The organism is Microbacterium sp. JZ31, from assembly GCF_016805985.1.
Lineage (GTDB): Bacteria > Actinomycetota > Actinomycetes > Actinomycetales > Microbacteriaceae > Microbacterium.
In genome coordinates this window covers 2,116,198-2,138,313 of sequence record NZ_CP017661.1, presented here as the reverse complement: position 1 = coordinate 2,138,313, position 22,116 = coordinate 2,116,198, and the positions used below count along the sequence as shown (strand labels likewise).

25 protein-coding genes and 1 tRNA gene are annotated in these 22,116 nt (G+C 72.2%); 21 read left to right on the top strand and 5 right to left on the bottom strand.

The features are described 5' to 3' along the window. Window positions 1-33: 33 nt before the first annotated feature. The 5 genes from BJP60_RS10275 (at window position 34) to BJP60_RS10255 (ending at window position 5,466) form a co-directional block, all read left to right on the top strand. Window positions 34-855: a pseudouridine synthase gene (locus BJP60_RS10275; protein ID WP_203135670.1), complete on the top strand. Its 822-nt coding sequence runs from the start codon at window positions 34-36 to the stop codon at window positions 853-855. Between the two features lie 26 nt (window positions 856-881). Next, window positions 882-2,003 (top strand): prephenate dehydrogenase, encoded by a 1,122-nt coding sequence (locus BJP60_RS10270; RefSeq protein WP_203139241.1) that lies wholly within the window; start codon window positions 882-884, stop codon window positions 2,001-2,003. Continuing rightward, the gene (cmk, locus tag BJP60_RS10265) at window positions 1,996-2,682 is read left to right on the top strand and encodes a (d)CMP kinase (protein ID WP_203135669.1); all 687 of its coding nucleotides are present in this window, start codon (window positions 1,996-1,998) and stop codon (window positions 2,680-2,682) included. The genes BJP60_RS10270 and cmk overlap by 8 nt, the downstream gene beginning before the upstream one ends. Further along, complete coding sequence (der, locus tag BJP60_RS10260) at window positions 2,672-4,195, top strand: ribosome biogenesis GTPase Der (RefSeq protein WP_203135668.1); 1,524 nt, start codon at window positions 2,672-2,674, stop codon at window positions 4,193-4,195. The genes cmk and der overlap by 11 nt, the downstream gene beginning before the upstream one ends. A 368-nt stretch (window positions 4,196-4,563) precedes the next feature. Further along, window positions 4,564-5,466: an NUDIX domain-containing protein gene (locus BJP60_RS10255; protein WP_203135667.1), complete on the top strand. Its 903-nt coding sequence runs from the start codon at window positions 4,564-4,566 to the stop codon at window positions 5,464-5,466. Window positions 5,467-5,616: 150 nt separating this feature from the next. Here the strand turns inward: BJP60_RS10255 and BJP60_RS10250 are convergent, their stop codons facing one another. Next, on the bottom strand, window positions 5,617-5,988 hold the full coding sequence (locus BJP60_RS10250) for an RNA-binding S4 domain-containing protein (RefSeq protein ID WP_203135666.1): 372 nt from the start codon (window positions 5,986-5,988) through the stop codon (window positions 5,617-5,619). Window positions 5,989-6,008: 20 nt separating this feature from the next. Beyond that, window positions 6,009-6,587, bottom strand: a complete 579-nt coding sequence (locus BJP60_RS10245) for a GNAT family N-acetyltransferase (RefSeq protein ID WP_203135665.1) — start codon at window positions 6,585-6,587, stop codon at window positions 6,009-6,011. Between the two features lie 105 nt (window positions 6,588-6,692). Between BJP60_RS10245 and BJP60_RS10240 the strand changes: the two genes are divergently transcribed. The 3 genes from BJP60_RS10240 to BJP60_RS10230 all read left to right on the top strand — a co-directional run bounded on the left by BJP60_RS10240 (window position 6,693) and on the right by BJP60_RS10230 (window position 7,467). After that, window positions 6,693-6,769, top strand: a tRNA-Pro gene (locus BJP60_RS10240). Window positions 6,770-6,970: 201 nt separating this feature from the next. Next, window positions 6,971-7,180: a hypothetical protein gene (locus BJP60_RS10235; RefSeq protein WP_203135664.1), complete on the top strand. Its 210-nt coding sequence runs from the start codon at window positions 6,971-6,973 to the stop codon at window positions 7,178-7,180. Then, window positions 7,177-7,467, top strand: coding sequence for a hypothetical protein (locus tag BJP60_RS10230; protein ID WP_203135663.1), 291 nt, complete (start codon window positions 7,177-7,179; stop codon window positions 7,465-7,467). The genes BJP60_RS10235 and BJP60_RS10230 overlap by 4 nt, the downstream gene beginning before the upstream one ends. A gap of 144 nt (window positions 7,468-7,611) precedes the next feature. Here BJP60_RS10230 and BJP60_RS10225 read toward each other — a convergent pair whose 3' ends face one another. Further along, window positions 7,612-8,550 carry an NADP-dependent oxidoreductase gene (locus tag BJP60_RS10225; RefSeq protein WP_203135662.1) on the bottom strand — a complete coding sequence of 313 codons (939 nt, stop codon included), beginning with the start codon at window positions 8,548-8,550 and terminating at the stop codon, window positions 7,612-7,614. A gap of 111 nt (window positions 8,551-8,661) precedes the next feature. On the opposite strand from BJP60_RS10225, the gene BJP60_RS10220 reads away from it, so the two are divergent. The 6 genes from BJP60_RS10220 to BJP60_RS10195 all read left to right on the top strand — a co-directional run bounded on the left by BJP60_RS10220 (window position 8,662) and on the right by BJP60_RS10195 (window position 15,186). Beyond that, window positions 8,662-9,171 carry a MarR family winged helix-turn-helix transcriptional regulator gene (locus BJP60_RS10220; protein WP_203135661.1) on the top strand — a complete coding sequence of 170 codons (510 nt, stop codon included), beginning with the start codon at window positions 8,662-8,664 and terminating at the stop codon, window positions 9,169-9,171. A 52-nt stretch (window positions 9,172-9,223) separates the two neighbouring features. After that, a complete protein-coding gene (locus BJP60_RS10215; RefSeq protein ID WP_203135660.1) occupies window positions 9,224-10,702 on the top strand; it encodes a threonine/serine ThrE exporter family protein in 1,479 nt (492 codons plus the stop codon). A gap of 70 nt (window positions 10,703-10,772) precedes the next feature. Beyond that, window positions 10,773-11,408 (top strand): UdgX family uracil-DNA binding protein, encoded by a 636-nt coding sequence (locus BJP60_RS10210; RefSeq protein ID WP_203135659.1) that lies wholly within the window; start codon window positions 10,773-10,775, stop codon window positions 11,406-11,408. 159 nt (window positions 11,409-11,567) lie between these two features. Further along, a complete protein-coding gene (locus tag BJP60_RS10205) occupies window positions 11,568-13,088 on the top strand; it encodes an MmgE/PrpD family protein (protein WP_203135658.1) in 1,521 nt (506 codons plus the stop codon). Beyond that, entirely contained in the window at window positions 13,088-13,987 is a 900-nt protein-coding gene (gene prpB, locus BJP60_RS10200; RefSeq protein ID WP_203135657.1) for a methylisocitrate lyase, read from the top strand. Before BJP60_RS10205 ends, prpB begins: the two co-directional genes overlap by 1 nt. 11 nt (window positions 13,988-13,998) lie before the next feature. Beyond that, a complete protein-coding gene (locus BJP60_RS10195) occupies window positions 13,999-15,186 on the top strand; it encodes a bifunctional 2-methylcitrate synthase/citrate synthase (RefSeq protein ID WP_442923382.1) in 1,188 nt (395 codons plus the stop codon). A 103-nt stretch (window positions 15,187-15,289) separates the two neighbouring features. On the opposite strand, the gene BJP60_RS10190 is transcribed toward BJP60_RS10195, so the two are convergent. Then, window positions 15,290-15,712: an organic hydroperoxide resistance protein gene (locus BJP60_RS10190; protein WP_203135655.1), complete on the bottom strand. Its 423-nt coding sequence runs from the start codon at window positions 15,710-15,712 to the stop codon at window positions 15,290-15,292. Between the two features lie 108 nt (window positions 15,713-15,820). After that, window positions 15,821-16,423 carry a MarR family winged helix-turn-helix transcriptional regulator gene (locus BJP60_RS10185; protein ID WP_203135654.1) on the bottom strand — a complete coding sequence of 201 codons (603 nt, stop codon included), beginning with the start codon at window positions 16,421-16,423 and terminating at the stop codon, window positions 15,821-15,823. A gap of 80 nt (window positions 16,424-16,503) precedes the next feature. Between BJP60_RS10185 and idi the strand changes: the two genes are divergently transcribed. From idi to BJP60_RS10150, 7 genes are read left to right on the top strand one after another with little or no spacing between them, the layout of a single operon-like run. Further along, entirely contained in the window at window positions 16,504-17,070 is a 567-nt protein-coding gene (idi, locus tag BJP60_RS10180; protein ID WP_203135653.1) for an isopentenyl-diphosphate Delta-isomerase, read from the top strand. Continuing rightward, on the top strand, window positions 17,067-18,176 hold the full coding sequence (locus BJP60_RS10175) for a polyprenyl synthetase family protein (protein WP_203135652.1): 1,110 nt from the start codon (window positions 17,067-17,069) through the stop codon (window positions 18,174-18,176). The genes idi and BJP60_RS10175 overlap by 4 nt, the downstream gene beginning before the upstream one ends. Beyond that, entirely contained in the window at window positions 18,173-19,045 is an 873-nt protein-coding gene (locus tag BJP60_RS10170; RefSeq protein WP_203135651.1) for a phytoene/squalene synthase family protein, read from the top strand. The genes BJP60_RS10175 and BJP60_RS10170 overlap by 4 nt, the downstream gene beginning before the upstream one ends. Then, window positions 19,042-20,586, top strand: coding sequence for a phytoene desaturase family protein (gene crtI, locus BJP60_RS10165; RefSeq protein ID WP_203135650.1), 1,545 nt, complete (start codon window positions 19,042-19,044; stop codon window positions 20,584-20,586). Before BJP60_RS10170 ends, crtI begins: the two co-directional genes overlap by 4 nt. Continuing rightward, window positions 20,583-20,912 carry a lycopene cyclase domain-containing protein gene (locus BJP60_RS10160; protein WP_203135649.1) on the top strand — a complete coding sequence of 110 codons (330 nt, stop codon included), beginning with the start codon at window positions 20,583-20,585 and terminating at the stop codon, window positions 20,910-20,912. Before crtI ends, BJP60_RS10160 begins: the two co-directional genes overlap by 4 nt. Beyond that, complete coding sequence (locus BJP60_RS10155; protein ID WP_203135648.1) at window positions 20,909-21,259, top strand: lycopene cyclase domain-containing protein; 351 nt, start codon at window positions 20,909-20,911, stop codon at window positions 21,257-21,259. The genes BJP60_RS10160 and BJP60_RS10155 overlap by 4 nt, the downstream gene beginning before the upstream one ends. After that, complete coding sequence (locus BJP60_RS10150) at window positions 21,249-22,109, top strand: prenyltransferase (protein WP_203135647.1); 861 nt, start codon at window positions 21,249-21,251, stop codon at window positions 22,107-22,109. The genes BJP60_RS10155 and BJP60_RS10150 overlap by 11 nt, the downstream gene beginning before the upstream one ends. Window positions 22,110-22,116 lie beyond the last annotated feature (7 nt).

Genomic DNA, 22,116 nt, shown 5'->3' with positions numbered 1-22,116 from the left:
CGAGGGCGTCGGACGAAGTGAGATGAGAGCGAAGTGAGCGATTCGAGTTCCGAGGGAACCGAGGGCATCCGGCTGCAGAAGGTGCTCGCGAACGCGGGCGTCGCATCGCGCCGCGTGTCGGAGCAGCTGATCGTCGAGGGGCGCGTGCGCGTCAACGGCGCGGTCGTGACCGAGCTGGGCTCGCGGATCGATCCCGAGAACGACCTGGTGGACGTCGACGGCGTCGCGGTGCAGCTCGACGCGGGCAAGCGCTACGTCATGCTGAACAAGCCCACGGGCGTGATCAGCTCGATGAAGGACGACCGCGGCCGGAAGGACCTGCGCGCGTTCACCCAAGACTGGGACGAGCGCCTGTTCAACGTCGGGCGCCTCGACTACGACACGTCGGGCCTGCTCGTGCTGACGAACGACGGCGAGCTCGCGCAGGTGCTCGCGCACCCGTCGTTCGGCGTGACCAAGGTGTACATCGCGAAGGTCGAGGGCACCGTCACTGCGCAGACGATCGCGACCCTCACCCGGGGGATCGAGCTCGAGGACGGTCCGATCCACGCCGACAAGGCGCGGCTGCTCGACACGTCCGCCGGCCACAGCCTGGTGGAGCTCACGCTGCACTCCGGACGCAACCGCATCGTGCGACGCATGATGGCCGCGGTCGGACATCCCGTCGTCGAGCTCGTGCGGCGTCAGTTCGGTCCCCTGCACCTGGGAACCCTCCCTGTGGGCCGCGCGCGCGAGTTGACTAAGGTGGAACGCGGCGCGCTGCTGACTCTTTCGCGCCAGGGATCCGGCGCCGACGCGTCCGTCGATCCGACGGGGGAGGAGCCCCCTTCGATACAGAGGCCGGAGGACTCGTGAGCGACATCGCTGTGCCCGCGGGCGGCATGACGGCGCGCGATCCGCTCGTCCCCGGACGGACCGCCCGCATCTCCGGCACCGTGCGCATCGTCGGCGCCGGCCTGCTCGGCGCGTCGATCGGCCACGCCCTGCGTGCGAACGACGTCGACGTCGTCCTGACAGACACCTCGCCCACGCAGCTGCGCCTCGCGATCGACTACGGCGCGGGTCGCGCCGAGACCCCGGACGACGCCCCGCGCCTGATCGTGGTGGCCGTGCCGCCGGATGTGACCGCCGACGTCGTGCAGGCCGAGCTCGAGCGGTACCCGGACGCGGTCGTGACCGACGTGGCGTCGGTCAAGCTCGGCCCGCTCGCCGAGCTGCGCGCGCGCGGGGTCGACCTCACGCACTACATCGGCTCGCACCCCATGGCCGGGCGCGAGCGCGGCGGCGCCATCTCGGCGCGCGCCGACATCTTCATCGGGCGCCCCTGGGTCGTCTGCCGCGACGGCGAGACACCCGCGGCCGACCTCGCGCTCGTGGAGGACCTCGCGCTGGATCTCGGCGCCACGCCGATCGAGATGACGCCCGATCAGCACGACCGCTCGGTCGCGCTCGTGTCGCACGTGCCGCAGGTGGTGGCGAGTCTGCTCGCGAGCCGCTTCGTCGACGCGCCGGACGAGTCGCTGCGCCTTGCGGGGCAGGGCGTGCGCGACACCACGCGCATCGCGCACTCCGCGCCGGAACTGTGGGTGCAGATCCTGGGGGCCAACGCCGCGCCCGTCGTCGACGTGCTCGACGCGCTCGCCGCCGATCTGACGTCGTTCGCCGAGGCGCTGCGCGCCCCGGACGCCTCGGGTGCGCGTCGGACGCTGGCCGACAGCATCCGGCGCGGCAATGAGGGCGTTGAGCGGCTGCCCGGCAAGCACGGCCAGAACCGGCGCTTCGAGACGCTCGTGGTGCTGGTGGGCGACACCCCGGGCCAGCTCGGCCGCCTGTTCGGCGACCTGGGCGAGCTCGGCATCAACATCGAGGAGGTGCGCCTCGAGCACTCGCCGAGCGCGCAGTTCGGCCTCGCAGAGCTCAGCGTGATCCCGGGTGCGCTGCGCGCGGCGACCGAGGGCCTCGAACAGCGCGGATGGCGGATTGCGAGCACGACGAATGACTGACGACCTGACCCCGATCATCGCGATCGACGGGCCCGCCGGATCCGGCAAGTCGAGCGTCTCGAAGGAGATCGCCCGCCGCCGCGGCTACGGCTACCTGGACACGGGCGCCGGTTACCGCGCCCTGTCGTGGCACCTGCGCGAGACGGGCGTGGACACCACGGACGCCGATGCGGTGATCACGGCGCTCGCCGGCTTCGAGCTGCGCCTCGGGCTCGAGCCCGACGACCGCACGGTCACGGTCGGCGACACCGACGTCACGACCGAGATCCGCACGCCCGAGGTGACCGCCGCGATCGCCGGCTTCGTGCGCGTCCCGGAGGTGCGCGCGTACCTCAACGCGATCTACCGGCGTCTCGCGGGCGCATCCGGGCTGGCAGGCGTCGTGATGGAGGGGCGGGACATCACGTCGGTCGTCGCCCCCGACGCGCCCGTGCGCATCCTGATGACGGCGTCACCCGAAGTGCGGGCGGCGCGGCGCGGGCTCGAGCTCGGCGCCGACACGGCGACCGTCGCGGCCGCGATCAATGCGCGCGACGAGTCGGACAGCCACGTGCTGGATCTCGCGGTGGCGGACCCGGGGGTCGACGTCGTCGACTCGACGGACTTGGATTTCGAGCAGGCGATCGACGCCGTGCTCGCAGTGATCGACAGCAAGCTAGGAGGCCGCGATGGCCGTTGAGGACGAGTACGAGGGCAAGCCGGACCGGCTCGCCGAGCGCATGGCGGAGCTGGACGAGGAGCTCGTCGAGCGCCGCGCCGCCACGCTGCGCCAGGGACTGGAGGACTACGACCTCGACGCGGACGACGCCGAGCTGCTCGCGGGCGTCCAGCGCGGCGATGACGGCATCGAGTACCTGCCGGCGCTTCCCGTGGTGGCGATCGTCGGCCGCCCGAACGTCGGCAAGTCGGCGCTCGTGAACCGGATCCTCGGACGCCGCGAGGCGGTCGTGGAGGACACCCCGGGCGTCACGCGCGACCGCGTGACGTACAAGGCCGAGTGGCTCGACCGCCGGTTCTCGCTCGTCGACACGGGCGGCTGGGAGCCCGACGCGAAGGGCATCGACCGCTCCGTCGCGGCGCAGAGCGAGGTCGCGATCGACCTGGCCGACGTGATCCTGTTCGTCGTGGACGCCATGGTCGGCGCGACGTCGACAGACGAGCACGTCGTGCGGCTGCTGAGGAAGACCGACAAGCCCGTGTTCCTCGTCGCCAACAAGATCGACGACGCGCGGCACGAGCCCGAGGCCTACGCGCTGTGGAACCTCGGACTCGGCGAGCCGCACCCCGTCTCGGCCATCCACGGCCGCGGCGTCGCGGACCTGCTGGACGCCATCATGAAGGTTCTGCCCGAGGTCTCGGCCGTCGCGAAGCACGAGATCGGCGGTCCGCGCCGCGTGGCGATCCTGGGCCGTCCGAACGTCGGCAAGTCGTCGCTGCTGAACAAGGCTGCGGGCGAGGAGCGCGTGGTCGTCAACGAGCTCGCCGGCACGACCCGCGACCCGGTCGACGAGATCGTCGAGCTCGGCGGCAAGCTGTGGACGCTCGTGGACACCGCCGGCATCCGCCGTCGCGTCCACCTGCAGCAGGGCGCCGACTTCTACGCGTCGCTGCGCACCTCGGCCGCGCTCGAGAAGGCGGAGGTCGCGATCGTCGTGCTGGACGTGAGCCAGCCGATCAGCGAGCAGGACGTCCGGATCATCGACCTGGTGCTCGAGTCGGGCCGCGCGCTCGTGCTCGCGTTCAACAAGTGGGACGAGCTGCTCGAGGACGACCGCCGCGGCGGCGACCGCCGGCGCATGCTCGAGCGCGAGATCGAGACCGACCTCGCGCACGTCGCGTGGGCGCCGCGCATCAACATCTCGGCGAAGACCGGCCGGCACCTCGAGAAGCTCGTGCCCGCGCTCGAGACCGCGCTCGAGTCGTGGGATCAGCGCATCCCGACCGGCAAGTTCAACGCGTTCCTCTCCGAGCTGGTCGCGGAGCACCCGCACCCGCTGCGCGGCGGCAAGCAGCCGCGCATCCTGTTCGGCACGCAGGCGGGCACCCGTCCGCCGACGTTCGTGCTGTTCACGACCGGCTTCCTCGACCCGGGCTACCGCCGCTTCGTGCAGCGCCGCCTGCGCGAGCTGTACGGCTTCGAGGGCACGCCGATCGTGATCAACATGCGCGTGCGCGAGCGCCGGCAGCGGTAAGCCGGTCGTCCTGCGGGCTGGGCGGGCGCGCTGGAGCGCCTCGCCCGGGCCGCGTACAGGCCGGATGTGACCGGTGCCGGATCCTGGGAGGCGTGAGCCTGCAGACGGCTCGGTGCGCCTGTATGCGGGCGCGGCCCGCGGCGATCTGAGCCGGCGAGGTGCGTGTCGCAGGATGGCCGCGCCGCGGGCGCCCGCATCCAGGCGGGGTGTGACCGGTGTCGGGGCCTGGGAAGCCTGAGCCTGCGTACGGGCGAGTGAGCCCGCATGCGGGCGCAGCGGTCGGCGATTCGAGCCGATCCGCCGTCCCGTATGCGGAACCATTACGCCGCGACGGGGCGTGCCCTCCCGCGCTGTGTCAGGCTTGACGGGTGACCATCGAGCCAGCCCGCGCAGGGGAGCCGCCCCGGTTCTCGGGGCCGCGCGATCCCGGTGACGCGTGGGTCGTCACGGAGTCGGGCGACCGGTACTGGGGGCGCTTCGGCGCGGCCGGCCTCATGGCGTTCGACGATGAGCGCGGCGTGCTGCTGCAGCACCGCGTCGGGTGGAGCCACTTCGGCGGCACCTGGGCGCTGCCCGGCGGCGCGCTGCACGAGGGCGAGTCGCCCATCACGGGTGCGCTGCGCGAGGCCGCGGAAGAGGCCGGCGTGCCGATCGCCTCGGTGCGCCCGCGCTTCACGAACGTGCTGGATCTCAAGGTGTGGTCGTACACGACCGTGATCGCGGATGTCGTGGAGCACTTCGCGGGGGCCGTCACGGATCCCGAGAGCTTCGCCGTCGAGTGGGCGCGCGTCGACGATGTGGATCGGCGTCCGCTGCATCCGGGCTTCGCCGTCGCGTGGGAGCACCTGCGCGACCTGCTGCACGTGCGTCCCGTGATCGTCGTCGACGCGGCCAACGTGGTCGGATCGGTGCCGGACGGCTGGTGGAAGGATCGCGCGGGCGCGGCGGAGCGCCTGCTCACGCGCGTGGCGGCGCTCGCCGCCGAGGGCATCCCGGCGATGGAGCTCGGGCTCGGCGCGACGCACTGGTTCCCCGACTTCGTCGTCGTGGTCGAGGGACAGGCGCGGGACGTGATGGACGTCGACGGCGTGCGCACCGTGCGCGCGGCGGGGGAGGGCGATGACACGATCGCGTCCGAGGCGATGGCGCTCGTCGAGGAGGGGCACACGGTCACGGTCGTCACGAGCGACCGCGAGCTGCGCTCCCGAGCCGAGGAAGCCGGCGCGACCGTGCGCGGTGCCGGCTGGCTGACGGCGCTCCTCTCGGCCTGAGCTGGAAAACGCTTGGCCGTTTCGACTCCTCGCTGCGCTCGTCGCTCAACGAACAGGTGGCTACCTGTCGCGCTCGATGATCAGGTGGCTCGCTGTTGGTTGAGCGAGCGGAGCGAGTCGAAACCGCCCGGACCTTTCGTCGACTGAGCCTCAGTCGCGGCCGCGCAGCCGGTCGATGTCTCGGCGCTCGCGCTTGGTCGGGCGGCCCGCGCCGCGGTCGCGGACGGCGACGACACCCGCGAACTCGCGCGGCGGCGGGGGAGGCGTGCGGTCCTCGAACGCGGTCGCGGCCACTGCGGCTCCGACGCGCTTGGCGATCGGCTGACGCACGACGAGGACCCGGTCGAACCCGTTGATCCGCACCCGCAGCTCATCGCCGGGGCGGATCGCCTGGGCCGCCTTGGCGTGGGATCCATTCACCCGAACGTGACCGGCCCGGCACGCCGTCGTGGCGGCCGAGCGCGTCTTGTAGACGCGGATGGCCCACAGCCACGCGTCGACGCGGACGGATCCCTCGCTCATCCGTCCATCGTACGAACCCGCTACAGCTCGAGGGCGACGACGACCCTCTTCTCCGTCGGACGCGCGACCTCGCGGAAGCCCGCCCTCAGGTAGGTCGAGAGCGCACCCACGAACAGGGAGTTGATGGCGGGCGTCGTCGTGTCGGTCGCGATCGGGTAGCCCTCGATCACCCGCGCCCCGCTCGTGCGCGCGTAGGCGACCGCGGCGTCGAGCAGAGCGGCGTTGATTCCCTGCCGGCGGTGCTCCTTGCGCACTGAGAAGCACGTGACCGCCCAGACGGATGCGTCGTCGAGCGGCTCGGCCGATCCGCTCTTCACGACGCGGCTGCGCACGATCCGCTGCTGCGCGGGGCGCGGGCCGATCCGGATCCACCCCGCCGCTTCGCCGTCGACGTAGGCGACGAGGCCCGGCGGCGGGCCGCCCTGGATCTCGTCGTGCAGCAGGTCGCGCCGTTGCTCGACCGCCGCGGCACCGAACTCCCGGTTCCCGAGGAGCGGCCACACGCACTGGCACGAGCGCCCGTCGCCGCCGCCCGTGAGCGCCGCCTGCACGTCGTCCCACTCCGCGAGGGTGGCGGGCCTGGTCGTGATCTCCACCATGCGGTCACTCTAGGACCGCCCTCGGACACGCGCGACAGGCTCGGTTCGCGGCACGATCCGCGACCGGGTAGACTAGGGGAGTTGTCCGCGCGCGAGTGCGGACATCGGGCTGTGGCGCAGCTTGGTAGCGCACTTGACTGGGGGTCAAGGGGTCGCAGGTTCAAATCCTGTCAGCCCGACCAATGTCCTCGCCGGAGGAAGAAAACCCTCGAACCCGCACGGGTTCGAGGGTTTTCTGCTGTCCTGGCCCGTGACTTCTCGTGGCGTCGGGCGCAGGATGTGAGCGTGCGGGACACCGGACACAAACGGAGGGCCAGCGAGACGGTGCGTCGACGGGAGACCGAGCGATGACGCGGGACGGCTCAGCGACGTGGCTGCGCGGGGTGGTCGCCGCGCTCTTCCCGGTCGCGATCGTCGCGCTCGTCGTCGTCGCGATCCTCTTTCCGGGCACGCCCGCTGCAAGGGTGGCTATCGCTGCAGCCGGGCTCGTCGCCGTGGCGCAGGGGACGTTCTCGATCACGGCGATAGCGCACCGCCGGCAACAGGAGCGACGATCGCACGCGGTCGACCACGATCGAAACGCGACGCCATGACGGAGTTCCGGTGGGTGATGATGGCGCTGGTGTGGTCGCTCCTCATCCTTTTCGGCGCGAGCGTGATCCTGTTGGTCGTGCAGGTGGCGACGGGAACCGCCGACCTCGACAACTGGTTCTCACGGATCATGGTGAGCGGTCTGGGTGCCGTCCTGACTGCGGCCGTGCTGTGGCGTCTCGTCGAACGGCGTCGCCTTTCGATGCTCGTGAAGGGCCTCGCGTCGCTGATCGGCGCAGGCGTGGCCGGGGCGCTCCTGTTCCTTGCGGCGTCCGCGATCTGGCCCTGACCTCGTATTGCCGGCGCTGGCGTCTCGTCGGACGGCGTCGTCCCGAACGAGGAAGCCCTCGAACCCGCTCGGGTTCGAGGGCTCTTCGCGTGCGGGGACGGGGCGAGCGTCATCCGGTGGTCCGAGGTCTCCGGCATCCCGGCGTCATGCCGCGGGAGGGATGATCACGACCTTGCCGTGCACCGTGCCCGCCTCGGCCTGCTCATGCAGGGCGGGGAGCTCGCTGAGCGGCACGCGCTGCGCGATCTCCACGTGCAGCTCGCCCGCGTCGATGAGGTCGACGAGACCCGACAGGACGTCCGCGTCCGGGTGGACGAAGATCGTCTCGGCGCGCACGCCGCGTGCCTCGTCGCCGGGCGTCGGAACGCGCGGCGTGGTCGACACGACCGCGCCGCCGTCGCGCACGAGCGGGACCAGGGCGGCGAAGCCGTCGGCCGTGATCGGCGCCAGGTTCAGCAGGACGTCGACCGGCTCCGTGACCGCCTCCCGCAGCGAGGTCGCGGTGTGGTCGATGATCTCGTCCGCCCCGGCGGCCTCGACGAGCTGACGGCTGCGCGGGCTGGCGGTCGCGATGACGTACGCTCCGGCATGCTTGGCCAGCTGGACGGCGTACCCGCCCACCGGGCCGCCCGCGCCGTTGATCAGCACGCGCTGTCCCGCCGTGAGCCGGCCGGCCTCGAACAGGGACTGCGAGGCGGTGAGGCCGACCGACGGCAGGCCCGCCGCATCGGCCAGAGGGATCCGCGTCGGAGCCTTCACCAGCGCCTCGGCCGGCGCGGTCACGTACTGCGCCGCCGAGCCGTCGGCCGTCATCGGGAGGAAGCCGATGACAGCCTCGCCGACCTCCCAGCCGTCGACGCCCTCGCCGAGCGCGTCGACCGTGCCCGAGACGTCGTAGCCCGGGATGTGGGGAAGCGTGATCGGGATCGGAAGGAAGCCGCCGCGCATGCCGCCGTCCGCCGGGTTGAATGCCGATCCGGCGACGCGGATGCGGACCTCGCCGGGGCCGGGGGTGGGCTGGTCGACGTCCTCGTACCGCAGGACCTCGGGAGCGCCCGTCTCGTGGAATCGCACTGCCTTCATGGTGTCTTCCTCTCATCGTGTGCTTCGGATTCGAAGCAACTGAGGAGACCGTAGCACTGCTTCGAACTGGAAGCAACTGTTTCGAATGAGAAGCATTGATACGCTGTCCGCATGTCGTCCACGCCCTCCCTCGACCCCGTCCAGCTCGGCGCGTACTTCGCCCTGATCGAGGCGAGCAGCCTGCTCAAGCACGCGGTGGAGCAGCAGCTGCAGGACGCGGGAGGGCTCAGCTACGTGCAGTTCCAGCTCCTGGCCACGCTCGGCGACGCGCCGTCCGGGAGTCGCCGGATGACCGACCTGGCCGACGGGGTCGTGTACAGCCGCAGCGGCCTCACCTACCAGGCGCAGTCCCTCGAGAAGCGCGGGCTCGTCACGCGCACGCCGTCCGCCGAGGACGAGCGCAGCATCGTCGTCGCGCTCACCGACGAGGGGCGCTCCCTGCTCGAGCGCGTCCTGGCGGGCCACGTCGCGCTGCTGGACGAGCTGCTGTTCGCCGCGCTGTCGCGCTCCGACGTCGAGGCGCTCGCCGACATCCTGGGTCGCGCGCGCGATCACATGCGTCAGACGCCGCCGCGGTCGGCGGCGCCGCGGCGGCGCAGGAAGACAGCGCAGGACGGCTAGCCACGCCGCCGCGCGGAGGCGAGCGCCGACGAGATCGGGGAGGATGGAACCCATGGTTCGCGAGCGCAGTTGGCGGATGATCGACACGGTGCGACGGGCGATCCACGCGGATCCCTCGGATCGGGCATTGACCGAGGCCCTGCCTGTCATCGACGACCAGATGGCGCTGCGCGCCATGGATCTCGCGATGCGGGTGGCCGAGCTGATGCTCTCGGCGGGTGCGTCCGCCAAGGAGGTCGTGATCGCCGCGCTGGGCATCGCGCGCGCCTACGGGCTGCGCAGTGTGCACGTCGACGTGACCTTCAACTCGGTCTCGGTGTCCGATCACCGGCACGGCGAGGACTGGCCGATCACGCTCATGCGCGTCGTCCGCTCCGCGGTGCCCGATCACTCGAAGCTGCAGGCTCTGCAGGCGCTCGTTCGCGACATCGACGAGGGACTGGAGCTGGGTGCCGCTCGCAGCCGCTTCCAGGAGATCCGGCGCACGCCGTTCCGCTATCGCCAGCCCATCGTGATCCTGTCGCAGGCGCTGCTCGCGGTCGGTGTCGGCATGATGTTCGGCGCCTCCGCGCAGATCCTCGCCGTCACCTTCGTCGCGGCCCTCGCTGTGGCCCTCACCCAGGCGGGGCTCGCGCGCCTGCAGGTGCCGCTGTTCTTCAGCCAGATCGCGGGTGCGTTCGTGCTCACGGCGGTCACGGTGCTCGTCGCGATGTTCGCGCGCATGGGCGTCGAGCCCTTCTCCGACGTGAAGGCCACGATCGTCGTGTCCTCGGGTATCGTCCTGATGCTCGCCGGTCTGGCGGTGGTCGGCGCGGCGCAGGACGCGATCGACGGCTTCTCGCTCACGGCGGGCGGGCGCATCCTGGAGCTCACGGTGCAGACGCTCGGCGTGGTGCTGGGCATCCTCGTCGGGCTCGAGCTCGCCGGCACGCTGTCGATCGGCATGCAGCCGCCCAGCGAGCCGCTGCCGCTCGGACCGCTCCCGGCGCAGTTCGCGGGCGCCGTGCTCGTCGCGGTCGCCGTCGCGGTGTTCAACGGCGCGGGCGCCCGGATCGTGATCGTGAGCGCCCTGCTCGGCATGATCGCGTGGGCCGGGTTCGCGCTCGTGAGCGCGGCCGGAATGGACCAGGCCTCGGCGAGCTTCGCGGGTGCGCTCGTCGCGAGCGTCGTCGGCGCGATGATCGCGCATCGCCTCCACGTTCCGTCCGTGGCCGTCACGACGGCGGCCATCCTGCCCCTCGTCCCCGGTGCCGCGGTGTTCCGCGGCCTGCTCGGGCTCGTCGAAGCGGGCGGCCAGGCCGAGCACGTGCTGTTCGCGACGTCGTCGCTCATCACCGCCGGCATGGTCGGCATCGCGCTCGCCGCGGGTGCCACGCTCGGGCTGTTCCTCGGCTCGCCGATCGGCCGCACGATCGGCGGCGTCGAGGCCCGTCGCCGCGCCGTGTCGCGGCCGACGGCCGGCGGGGCGAACATCGTGATGCAGAAGCCGGAGCCCGGCGCGGCCATCCACCGCGGTCGGGTCCGGCGCTGATTCCGGCGGGGGCGGGCGCCCGGAAGTCAAGCGCCTCGGCGAGCCGCCGCGCCTGCGCGACCATGACCGGATGGCGGAGAGCGAGGAGCGGCCCGGCGCCGAGCACTGGGTGCCGCGGGATGCGGATCTGGAAGACCTGCGTGACGCGGCCGAGGAGTGCCGCGGCTGCGAGCTGTGGAGGGACGCGACGCAGGTCGTCTTCTCGCGCGGCGCGGCGACGGCGCCGCTGATGCTCGTCGGCGAGCAGCCCGGCGACCGCGAGGACCTCGAGGGCGAGCCGTTCGTCGGGCCCGCGGGACGCGAGCTGCACGAGGCCCTCGAGGCCGCGGGCATCGCGGACCACGGCGTCTACCGCACGAACGCCGTCAAGCACTTCCGCTTCGAGCAGCGCGGGAAGCGGCGGATCCACGTCAAGCCCGCGGTCGGCCACGTGGTCGCCTGCCACCCGTGGCTCGAGGCCGAGATCGCCGTCGTCCGGCCCGCCGTAATCGTGGCCCTGGGGGCGACGGCGGCGCGCGCCGTGCTCGGCAGGACCGTGCGGATCGGCGAGGTGCGCGGGATGATCCTGGAGTCGTCCGACGGCACGCCCGCGCTCGTCACGAGCCATCCGTCGAGCATCCTGCGCCTGCGCGACGAGGCGGACCGCCGGGCCGCGCGCGACGGGCTCGCCGCCGACCTCGGCAAGGCCGCCGAGCTGATTCGCTGAGCTCCCGTCATCTCCTGAGATCCGTCGGCGGTGATCCGAGGTGATCGGAGACCGGCATGCGGGACATCCTAGGCTGGGAGGGTGTGGAGGCCGGGCGGCCCGTACGACGGCGTCCGAGCACCGCGCAGAGCGCCACAAGCCGAGCCCGGAGGATCACCGATGACCGTCACCCACCATGTCCGCGTGCACCGCAGCGACGAGAATCTGGCCCGGGAGGGGCAGCTCGCCTGGAAGATCGCGGAGGTCGCGGTCGATCCGGTGGGCGTCGACGCGGATGTGACGGACATGATCATCAACCGGGTGATCGACAACGCGGCCGTCGCGGCGGCGTCGCTGACCCGGCACCCCGTCGTGGCCGCGCGCCAGCAGGCCGACGATCACCCCGTGTCGGTCGGGGGAGCGGGGTCCACGGTCTTCGGCTGCGCGCTCGAGAAGCGCACGAGCCCCGAGTGGGCCGCCTGGGCGAACGGCGTGGCGGTGCGCGAGCTGGACTATCACGACACCTTCCTGGCGGCGGAGTACTCGCACCCGGGCGACAACATCCCGCCGATCCTCGCGGTCGCCCAGCACACCGGCAAGGACGGCGCGGCGCTGCTGCGCGGCCTCGCGACGGGCTACGAGATCCAGATCGACCTGGTGCGGGCCATCAGCCTGCACAAGCACAAGATCGACCACGTCGCGCACCTCGGCCCGTCGGCCGCCGCCGGCATCGGCACCCTGCTGGGGCTCGACGCCGAGACGATCTATCAGGCCGTGGGCCAGGCACTTCACACCACGACCGCGACGCGCCAGTCGCGCAAGGGCGAGATCTCCACGTGGAAGGCGCACGCGCCGGCCTTCGCGGGCAAGATGGCGGTCGAGGCCGTCGACCGCGCCATGCGCGGCGAGACCTCGCCCAGCCCGATCTACGAGGGCGAGGACGGCGTGATCGCCTGGCTGCTCGACGGCAAGGACGCCTCGTACGACGTACCGCTGCCCGGTGCGGGCGAGGCCAAGCGCGGCATCCTCGACTCGTACACGAAGGAGCACTCCGCCGAGTACCAGGCGCAGGCGTGGATCGACCTGGCGCGCAAGCTCGGCACCGAGCGCCCCGAGCTGCGCGACCCCGCGCACATCCGCTCGATCGTGCTGCACACCTCGCATCACACGCACTACGTGATCGGGTCCGGCGCGAACGACCCGCAGAAGTACGACCCGACCGCGTCGCGCGAGACGCTGGACCACTCGATCCCGTACATCTTCACGGTCGCGCTGCAGGACGGCGCCTGGCACCACGTCGACTCGTACACTCCCGAGCGCGCCGGCCGCGCCGACACGGTGGAGCTGTGGAACAAGGTCACCACGCGCGAGGACGCCGAGTGGACCCGTCGCTACCACTCGGAGGACCCGAACGAGAAGGCCTTCGGCGGGCGTGTCGAGATCGCGCTCGCGGACGGGACAACCGTCGTCGACGAGATCGCCGTCGCCGACGCGCATCCGCTCGGCGCCCGTCCGTTCGCGCGGGAGGACTACGTGCGCAAGTTCCGCCTGCTGGCCGAGCCGGTGCTGGAGCCGGCGGAGATCGAGCGGTTCCTCGACCTCGCGCAGCGCCTGCCGGAGCTGACCGCGGACGAGGTGCGCCGGCTCACCATCGTCGCCAAGCAGGGTGTCATCGTGGCCGGCCCGAAGGGACTGTTCTGATGCTGTACTCGCAGGTGCCCGCGCACGAGAAGCGCCGCCTGTTTCGCGAGCGCCTCGCCTCCGGCGAGCTGCTCCGCCTCCCCGGCGCGTTCAACCCGCTGTCGGCACGGTTGATCGAGCGCAAGGGCTTCGAGGGTGTCTACGTCTCGGGTGCGGTGCTGTCGGCCGATCTGGGCCTTCCCGACATCGGGCTGACGACGCTGACCGAGGTCGCCGCGCGCGGCGGGCAGATCGCCCGGATGACCGATCTGCCGGCGCTGATCGACGCCGACACGGGATTCGGCGAGCCCATGAACGTCGCACGGACGATCCAGACGCTCGAGGACGCGGGACTCGCGGGCGCCCACATCGAGGACCAGATCAACCCGAAGCGGTGCGGGCACCTCGACGGCAAGGCGGTCGTCGACGAGTCCACGGCGACCAAGCGCATCCGGGCCGCGGTCGACGCCCGGCGCGATGCGAACTTCCTGATCATGGCGCGCACCGACATCCGCGCGGTCGACGGTCTGGATGCCGCCGCTGACCGCGCCAAGGCACTCGTGGACGCCGGAGCGGACGCGCTCTTCCCGGAGGCGATGCGGTCGCTGGAGGAGTTCGCCGCGATCCGCGCCGCGGTGGACGTCCCGATCCTCGCGAACATGACGGAGTTCGGGAAGTCCGAGCTGTTCTCGGTCGACCAGCTGCGCGACGTCGGCGTGAACATCGTGATCTGGCCGGTATCGCTGCTGCGGATGGCGATGGGCGCCGCCGAGCGGGCGCTCGACACTTTGCTGGAGGAGGGCCACCTCACCTCGCAGCTGGAGCAGATGCAGCACCGCGCCGACCTGTACGACCTGATCGACTACGAGGGCTACAACCACTTCGACACGTCGGTGTTCAACTTCGACGTGCGCCGGTGAACGTGAGGAGCATGATGAGCGACATCAAGAAGGGGCTCGCGGGCGTGATCGCCGACGAGACCGCCATCTCCAAGGTCAACCCCGAGACGAACTCGCTGCTGTATCGCGGCTATCCGGTGCAGGAGCTCGCCGCGACGCAGTCGTTCGAGGCCGTCGCCTACCTGCTGTGGCACGGCGAGCTTCCCGACGAGCACCAGCTCGCCGAGCTGCGCGCGACCGAGCGTCGCCACCGCGCCCTGGCCCCCGAGGTGAAGGCGGTCATCGACCTGCAGCCCGCGTCGGCGCACCCGATGGACGAGCTGCGCACGGCCGTGAGCGTTCTCGGCGCGATCGACACCGCCGGCACCGACAACGTGCTGGAGGCCGTGGGCACGGCCGAGGAGAACCTCGAGCGGTCGATCCGCCTGTTCGCCGCACTGCCGGCGCTCGTTGCCTACGGCCAGCGCCGTCGCCGCGGACTCGACCCCGTCGCGCCGCGCGACGACCTCGACTACGCCGCGAACTTCCTCTGGATGACGTTCGGCGAGGATCCGGACGAGGTCGTCGTCGACGCCTTCAACCGGTCGATGATCCTGTACGCCGAGCACTCCTTCAACGCCTCGACGTTCACCGCGCGCGTCATCACGTCGACGCTCAGCGACCTGTACTCGGCCGTGGTCGGAGCGATGGGTGCGCTCAAGGGGCCGCTGCACGGCGGCGCCAACGAGGCCGTGCTGCACATCCTCGACGAGATCGGCACCGCGGCCGCCGTGGGACCCTGGCTCGACGCCGCGCTCGCCGAGAAGCGCAAGATCATGGGCTTCGGCCACCGCGTCTACAAGCGCGGCGACTCGCGCGTGCCCACCATGAAGGCCGCGCTCGACACGCTCGTGGCGCACTACGACCGCCCCGACGTCGCCGAGCTCTACGAGACGCTCGAGCGCGAGTTCGTCGAGCGGAAGGGGATTTACCCGAACCTCGACTACCCGTCCGGTCCGGCGTACAACCTGATCGGCTTCGACACCGTCACGTTCACGCCGCTGTTCGTCGCCGCCCGCATCACGGGCTGGACCGCGCACATCATCGAGCAGCAGGGCTCCAACGCCCTGATCCGGCCCCTGTCCGCCTACAGCGGACCGGACGAGCGCCACGTCGACGGCTATGTGCCCGACGAGGCCGCGGCCGAGGCGGCCGAGCGGCCCGAGGAGTCGGCGGGCTGACACGCCGCCATCCGACGCGATTCCGCGCGGGCCCGATTCGGGCCGGCGCGGAATCGGTGCGTCCGGGCCGCGGCGCCGGCGCTTCCGGAGCCGGTGCCGGTGCTCAGTCGTCGGAGACCGAGACGGTCACCTCGATGTTGCCGCGCGTGGCGTTCGAGTACGGGCACATCTGATGCGCGGCGTCGGCGAGCTCCTGCGCCGTCTCGTGATCGAGGTCGGGGATGACGACCTCGAGCTGCACCGCGAGCTGGAATCCGCGGTCGCCGTTCGGGCCGATCGAGACCCGGGAGCCCACGGAGGAGCCGTCGACGGCGATCTTGCGGCCGCGCGCGGCCGCCTGCAGCGCCGAGTGGAAGCACGCCGCGTAACCGGCGGCGAACAGCTGCTCGGGGTTGGCGCCCGCTCCGGAGCCGCCCATCTCCTTGGGCACCGCGAGGTCGAATGCGAGATCCGATCCGGCGACGGCGACGCGGCCGTCACGGCCGGCGCCGGTGGCGAGAGCTTCGGTCGAGTAGAGAGCGTCCATGTCTGCGACCCTAGGCGCGTGACCGCGGCACCGGGGCCGCGGAAGGCTCATTCGGTCGGTCTCGCGCCGCGGCGGACCGCGCCCGAGAGGCGGCGGACGCCGTGTCCGTCAGCCCTCGGCGTCGGGGGCGGCGCCGAGGCCGAGAGTCTCATCGATGCCGGGTGTGTCGTGGATGCCGGCCGTCGCGATCAGGGAGTCGAAGAACCGCGCGACGGCTTCGCGCTCCCCGGACGTCAGGGCGGCGATCGCGTCGAAGCGCCGCGCGTGCGTGCGTCCCACGCTCGCCCGTGCCGCCAGGCGGGTCTCGTCCGTGACCTCGATCGCCAGGCTGCGGCGGTCGCTCGGATGGGGCATCCTGCGGATATGACCTCCCTCGGCCAGGCGATCCAGCAGCTTGGTCATCGACGCGGTCGAGACCCCCAGGTGGGCGGCGATCCGACTCGGCGTGGCGACGACCCCCTGGCGCTGCGCCGCGATCAGGAACCGCAGCGCCCGCATGTCGGTCTCGCCCAGCTTCATGTACCGCTGGGACGCCTCGTTCGCGGCGCGCTCCGTCTCACGCCAGCGCCGCATGGCGTCGAGAACGCGCATCACCTCGGCCAGCTCGGCATCCGACAGATGCGCGCGTCGGACGAGCTCCTCGTCCGGATCGGACAGGCGCGGGTCGTGCAGGACCACGTGGCGCCTCGGCGGCGGGCTCTCCTCACCCATGCGATGAGGCTAGTCGACGGACGGCGGAATGTATGGCTAACATGTAACTAGCCAAGCTAGTAATAAACCGGGAGAATTACGTGAGCGATCCGACCGAACGCGTCGTCCTGCTGGACGAGCGCGGAGATCCGTGCGGTGTCGCCCCGAAGGCCACGGTGCACGATACGCAGACCGCGCTGCACCTGGCGTTCTCCTGCCACGTGCGCGACGCGAACGGCAGGATCCTGCTGACGCGGCGCGCGCTGACCAAGCGCACCTGGCCCGGCACCTGGACCAACGCGTTCTGTGGACACCCGCAGCCCTTCGAGCCCATCCCCGACGCCGTGGAGCGGCGGGGCCGCCAGGAGCTCGGGCTCGAGCTTCGCGACCTGCGGCTCGTGCTGCCCGATTTCCGCTATCGCGCCGTCGACGCCTCCGGCGTGGTCGAGAACGAGATCTGCCCCGTCTACACCGCGGAGGCGGTGGCGGACCCCGTGCTCGACCCCGACGAGGCGATGGACGCCGCCTGGATCGAGCCCGCTCAGCTCGCCGCGGCGCTCGCGGCCGCACCGTGGGCGTTCAGCCCCTGGCTGGTGCTGCAGGCGCGGGAGCTGTCCGGCGCCGGCGGCGCCATCTCCGCCGCGGCCTGGACGGAGTCGCGCGCGTGAGCACCCACGAGGCACCCGTCAGGACGCGGGAGGCACCGGTCGCCGACCGGACTGCCGCGCACGGTGACGCGCCGCCGGTCGAGCACCTCGTGGACGCGGTGATCGAGGACTACTTCGCCGACCGCATCGCGCGGGCCGAGGCACTGGGGGAGCAGGCGAGTCTGCTCTGGCGGCGCGCTGCGGCCTCCGCGCGCGGCGGGAAGCGGCTGCGGCCGCGCCTCGTCGTGCTCGCCCACGACGCGCTCGGCGGCCACGATCGCGCATCGGCCGCCGTGGTCGCCGCCGCGTTCGAGGTGCTGCACAGCGCGCTGCTGCTGCACGACGACGTGCTGGACGGCGACCTCATGCGGCGCGGCCGTGCCAACCTGGCGGGCGAGTTCGCGGGATCCGCCACGGAGGCCGGCGCCGACCCGGTCACCGCCACCGCGTGGGGCGCCGCATCCGGACTGCTGGCGGGCGACCTGCTGCTCAGCGGCGTGCACGCGCTGATCGCCCGCATCGACAGCCCCGCGCGCGCGCAGCTCAACGAGATCGTCGACGACGCGGTCTTCCTCACGGCCGCGGGCGAGCATTCCGACGTGGGCTACGCGCTCGGCGTCCTGCCTGCGGAGAGCGCCGACATCCGGCGCATGATGGAGCAGAAGACCGCGACCTATTCGTTCGCGGCGCCCCTGCGCGCGGGCGCTGTGCTTGCCGGGGCCGACGCCGCGACCGCCGAAGCGCTCTGGCGCATCGGCACGAGTCTCGGCGTGCTCTACCAGCTGCGGGACGACATGCTGGGCGTGTTCGGCGCCGAGGAGCGCACGGGCAAGAGCACCACGGGCGACCTGCGCGAGGGCAAGCGCACGCTGCTGATCGCGTTCGCCGAGCGCGAGGACGTCTGGCGCGACGTGGCGCACCTGTTCGGCGTTCGCTCGCTCGCGGCGGAGGACGCCGAGCGGCTGCGCGCCGCGCTCGTCACGAGCGGCGCGGTCGCGGCGGTGGAGGCACTCATCGCCGAGCAGCGTTCGCAGGTGGAACGCGACATCGACGGCGCCGGTCTGCCGGAGGATCTCCGCCGCGAGCTGCGGGGGATCGCGGGGATGTGCGTGGAGCGCGACGCATGACGCGCCCATCCGGACTCGACCTGTACACCCGCACGGCGCACACCTCGTCGGCGCGCGTGATCGGCGCCTACTCGACGTCGTTCGGCCTCGCGAGCCGCCTGCTCCCGCGCGAGGAGCGCGGCCGCATCGCCGACGTCTACGCCCTCGTGCGCGTGGCCGACGAGATCGTCGACGGACCGGCATCGGAGGCGGGCCTCGCGGCGCCCGACTGCCTCGCGCTGCTGGACGAGCTCGAGCAGGAGACCCTTCGCGCCCTGGCGCGCGGGTTCAGCGCGAACCTCGTCGTGCACGCGTTCGCCGTCACGGCGCGCGAGACGGGGATCGGGGAGGAGCTGCTGCGTCCGTTCTTCGCGTCCATGCGCACGGATGCGCAGGGCGCGTCGGTGTTCGATCCGGAGGCGTACCGCACCTACATCCACGGCTCGGCCGAGGTCGTCGGCTCGATGTGCCTGCGGGTCTTCGCGCGGGAGGGCGCGGGCGTGCGCATCGACGAGGAGCTCGAGGAGGGCGCGCGGCGTCTGGGCGCGGCGTTCCAGAAGGTGAACTTCCTGCGGGACCTGCGCGACGACGTCGAGCGCCTCGGGCGCGTGTACCTGCCGGGCGTCGACCCGGTGCACTTCACGGAGAAGGACAAGGATCGGTTCGTGCGGGAGATCGATGACGACCTGGCGGTCGCGCGGCGCGCGATCGTGCGGCTGCCACCGGGATCGCGCCGCGCGACGGCCGCGGCCGCGGCCCTGTTCGGCGAGCTGAACGACCGGGTGCGGCGGACCCCGGCCGAGGAGCTGCGCCGACGCCGGATCTCGGTGCCGGCCCGCACGAAGGTGAGCCTGCTGACCCGCGCCGCTCTCGGGCGGGTGCCGGCGTGACCGCGCGGCAGCGCGTGGTCGTGATCGGCGGGGGCATCTCGGGGCTCGCCACCGCGGCGCTCGTCGCACGCGAGGGCGCCGAGGTGACCCTGGTCGAGGCGCGCGACGAGCTCGGCGGACGCGCCGGGCGGTGGTCGGCGGACGGGTTCTCGTTCGACACCGGACCGTCCTGGTACCTCATGCCCGAGGTCTTCGACCACTTCTTCCGTCTGCTCGGCACCTCCTCGGCCGAGCAGCTCGACCTGGTTCCGCTGGATCCCGCGTACCGCGTGTACTTCGAGGGCGAGCAGGACGCGTTCGATCTGCCCGCGACCGGCGCGCGCGACGCGCTCGTGTCGCTGGATCCCGCGGCGGCGGACCGGATCGACGCGTACCTGGCGTCCGCGGCCGAGACGTACGAGCTCGCGACATCCCGCTTCCTCTACAGCACCTTCGCGTCGCTGCGGCCCTTCCTCGGGCGGGACACCCTCGCGCGCCTGCCGCTGCTGTCGCGTCTGCTCGCGGAGCCGCTGGACAGGTTCATCCGCCGCCACTCGGAGGACCGGCGCGTGCAGCAGGTGCTCGGTTATCCGGCGGTGTTCCTCGGCACGTCGCCCGCTGCGGCGCCCAGCATGTACCACCTCATGAGCCACCTCGACATCGGGCAGGGCGTGCTCTACCCGCGGGGCGGCTTCGGGGCCGTGATCGACGCGATCGCGCGGCTCGCCGAGAAGGAGGGCGCACACCTGCGCACGGGCACGCGCGCACGCGGCATCACGGTCGAGGGCCGCACCGTGACGGGCGTCGAGGTCGAGACCGGCGACGGCGGCATCGAGCACGTCCCCGCGGACGTCGTGGTCTCGAGCGCCGATCTGCACGAGACCGAGCGGCGGCTACTGGAGCCGGCGTACCGCACGCGCTCCGACGCGTGGTGGGCCTCGCGCAACCCGGGGCCCGGCGCCGTGCTCGCGCTCCTCGGCGTGCGCGGAGCCCTGCCCGAGCTCGCGCACCACACGCTGTTCTTCACGCGTGAGTGGGAGGAGGGCTTCGACGCGATCTACGGCGCGAACCCGCGGATCCCGGATCCGGCCTCGATCTACGTCTGCCGCCCGAGCGCCACGGACGACGTGGCACCGGAGGGACACGAGAACCTGTTCGTGCTCATCCCGGTCCCCGCCGATCCCGCCATCGGCGACGGCGGACGCGACGGCACCGGCAGCCCCGCCGTGGAGCGGGCGGTGGACGCCGCGATCGAGCAGATCGCGGGCTGGGCGGGCATCCCCGACCTCGCGGAGCGGATCGTCGTCCGGCGCAGCATCGGGCCCGCCGACTTCGAGCGCGACTTCGGCGCGTGGCGCGGGGGAGCGCTCGGACCCGCGCACACCCTGCGGCAGAGCGCCGTGATGCGCGGCACCAACGCGTCGCCGCGCGTGCGCGGGCTGCTGTACGCGGGCGCGACGACGATCCCCGGGATCGGTCTGCCCATGTGCCTGATCAGCGCGGAGCTCGTGGTGAAGCGCCTGCGCGGGGATCGCTCGGCCGGCCCCCTGGAGGAGCCGTGAGCGTCGTGTACCTCGCGTGCCTGCTCGTGTCGCTGGCCGGCGTCGTCACGCTCGACCTGCGGCACCGGCTGTTCCTCGGCCGCGCGCCGGGACCGGCGCTGCTGGTGCTCGGCATCGGCCTGGCCTTCTTCCTGACGTGGGATCTGCTCGGCATCGGCCTCGGCATCTTCTTCCGCGCCGAGACCGACTTCATGACGGGGATCCTGCTCGCCCCCGAGCTGCCGCTCGAGGAGCCGGTGTTCCTGCTGTTCCTGTGCGAACTGACGATGGTGCTCGCGTGCGGTGCGGAGCGCGTGCTCGCGCGCGGAAGGACGGGCCGCGCATGACCTACCTCGGACTGTGCGCCGCCTTCCTCGCGGTCGCGGTCGTCGCTGCGGTGCTGCTGCGCCGCGGCGGCCGCGCCTCCGCGGGGGCCGCGGGCGCGCCGGAGAGGATCTCCCTCGCGGCGCTGGCGCTCGCCGCGGCGGCGCTCATCGCGCTGACGGCCGTGTTCGACAACGTCATGATCGCGGCGGGCCTGTTCGCCTACGACGACGCGCACATCTCCGGCATCCGGATCGGCGCCGCGCCCGCCGAGGACTTCGCCTACCCGCTTGCGGCGGTCATCCTGCTGCCGGCGGTCTGGGCGCGGCTCATCGCCGCGCGCGAGCGGAGGAGCCGCCGTGATCCGTGACCTCTTCGCGGCGTCGCGCCCGCTCAGCTGGATCAACACCGCGTATCCGTTCGCGGCCGCGTACCTGCTCGCGGCGAGGGAGGTCGACGCGGCCCTGATCGTCGGCACGATCTTCTTCCTCATCCCGTACAACCTCGCGATGTACGGCGTGAACGACGTGTTCGACTACGCCTCCGACCTCGCCAACCCGCGCAAGGGCGGCGTGGAGGGAGCCCTGCTGCCGCCCGAGCGCCATCGCGGCGTCCTGATCGCCTCGGCGGTCGCGTGCCTTCCCTTCGTCGTGCTGCTCGTCGTGTGGGGGTCGCCGCTGTCGTGGCTCGTGCTCGCGATCAGCCTCTTCGCCGTGCTCGCCTACTCGGCGCCGCCGTTCCGCTTCAAGGAGGTGCCCGTGCTGGACTCGGTCACCTCCAGCGTGCACTTCGTGAGTCCCGCGGCATACGGCGTGGTACTCGCCGGCGGAGCGTTCGACGCGGCGCTGGTCGCCCTGCTCGCGGCGTTCTTCCTGTGGGGCATCGCGAGCCACGCCTTCGGCGCCGTCCAGGACGTCGTGCCCGACCGCGAGGCCGGCATCGCCTCGATCGCGACGGCCCTCGGCGCCGCACGCACCGTCCGGCTCGCGCTCGCCGCGTGGACGGCGGCCGGTCTGCTGATGCTGATCACCGGCCCGCCGGGCGCGTGGGCCGCGCTGCTCGCCATCCCGTACCTGCTCGCCGCCGCCCCCTTCGCGCGGATCTCCGATGAGGACTCGGAGCGCGCCAACCGCGGCTGGCGACACTTCCTCTGGATCAACTACGCATGCGGCTTCGTCGTGACGATGCTGCTGATCGTCCACGCGATCCACACAGCCTGATATCCGC